The sequence below is a fragment of the Bacteroides sp. L10-4 genome (genome assembly GCF_013373675.1).
Taxonomy (GTDB): domain Bacteria; phylum Bacteroidota; class Bacteroidia; order Bacteroidales; family Bacteroidaceae; genus Bacteroides; species Bacteroides muris.
The window spans coordinates 1-1,584 of record NZ_JABXJH010000136.1; the positions used below are offsets into that span (position 1 = coordinate 1).

The 1,584-nt window shown below is 46.8% G+C and carries 1 protein-coding gene; it reads right to left on the reverse strand.

All coding sequences use genetic code 11. The annotated features are described in order from the left end of the window. Positions 1 to 47: 47 nt before the first annotated feature. Positions 48 to 1,487, reverse strand: coding sequence for an IS66 family transposase (locus tag HU824_RS19390; protein ID WP_228099337.1), 1,440 nt, complete (start codon positions 1,485 to 1,487; stop codon positions 48 to 50). Positions 1,488 to 1,584: the final 97 nt, after the last annotated feature.

Here is a 1,584-nt window from a genome sequence, read left to right on the forward strand (position 1 = left end):
GTAACTATTCAGCGAGAACAAAGGATACGAAGAATTAGCCCGTCAGTTTAGACGAGCGCCAATATAGCTTTAAGAGGGGATTGTCCGTTTTTCCAGGCCGTGTCAGCGATAGAATGTAAAGCGTGGAAGGCATCGGCACCGGTATCAGATCGGAAGCATCCGGATATTTTCTGCTTGACTTTGAGTTTCCGGATTCCGCGTTCGGAGCCGTTGTTGTCGGATGGTATTGCCGGATTCTCAAGGAAGTTGAATATGTAATCTCGACATCTGATTATCCCCCTTTTCATCTCATTGAACTCATTGCGCATATTGTCAAGGTTCTTTTTGAGCAACTCATCAAGCCTCGTCAGCCAACTATCTTTAGGGATTACCTCATAAGTTTTTTGATTCCTCAGATGGATGGCTTCCCGCAACAGCGTCTGCACATCTTTTGCCCAGGTCTGTTCCTTGTCTATATCATTGAGATATTCGAGATTTCTCAGCAGATGAGCCAGACATATCTGATTGTTGAGGAAGTCAATGGCGAAGTACGCGCTGTGGCGGTCTGTCACTGCGACCATATTCTTCAGAGAGTCACCGAAGCGTTCTTCAAGGACTTTGGCGCCACGGCCAGCGCCCCGGAACACGAGAGTCAGATACGTTGTCTGCGCAATCCATGACCAGTTGAGCTTCCCATTGGTGTAACATCCCGATTCGTCGAAGCCCACTACTGAGGATTCCTTTATCATTCGTTCTATCAAGGCAATGGCAGGGCGGGATTTTTCAAGCATCTCACGGACGATATTGGCCAGTGTCCCCTGACTGATTCTGACATTGAACATCGTCTCAAACAACGACTGCAACCGTTCATAAGGCATACACTGCACCACGCTCAGATAGGTTGCAATGGCACGTATGTTTTTGCCGAAGACAATAGCATTACCGCCCCTGCGACGCGGTGCATAATCACGATTGCAACATCCGCAGCTACAGACTTTTTTATAAAATCTGCGTTCACGATAGATTGGCCGTATCTGAGGCAGATCCACCTGCTGGGTGACATATTCGAGCACCCCTTCAACTTCAGACAAATCCCTGCCACACTCCATGCAATAGTGGGATGACACTTCCTGAATTTCGTCAGGTGTTTCCACCATTTTGCGTGTAGTTCCCTCATGTCCGGATTGACCGCCGACAGGTCTTTCTGACTTCTTCCGCAATGATTTTGTCCGGCGGTCCACCTCAGCCTTTATCGGTTCTTTCGATGGCGGAGTACTGCTGTTGCCGGAGTCCTTCGGCGGCTGTTCATACTTCTCCAGACGCTTGCGTAACTCACGGTTTTCCTTAAGTAGTTTATCAATATTTCGGTTAAGCGACCGATTTTCGGCATACAAGGAATCAATCGTTCCCCGTAACTCCTTAAGCTCGGACAATAGTCCGGCCAAGGTCGAATTTATGTCGTTAACCTGCTGTTTCACAGATACAAAGATAGCGATTTTATCTGACATTCACAAATAGAATCACTGTTATTTTGATGATAATCAGAGGATTATTCTAAAATTGTTGCTGACCAACCTGATTGTATTCGATTCGCTGAATAGTTAC

Coding starts and splice junctions, on each gene's coding strand:
- HU824_RS19390 (WP_228099337.1), bottom strand. CDS start 1,487: ATGTCAGATAAAATCGCTATCTTTGTATCTGTGAAACAGCAGGTTAAC.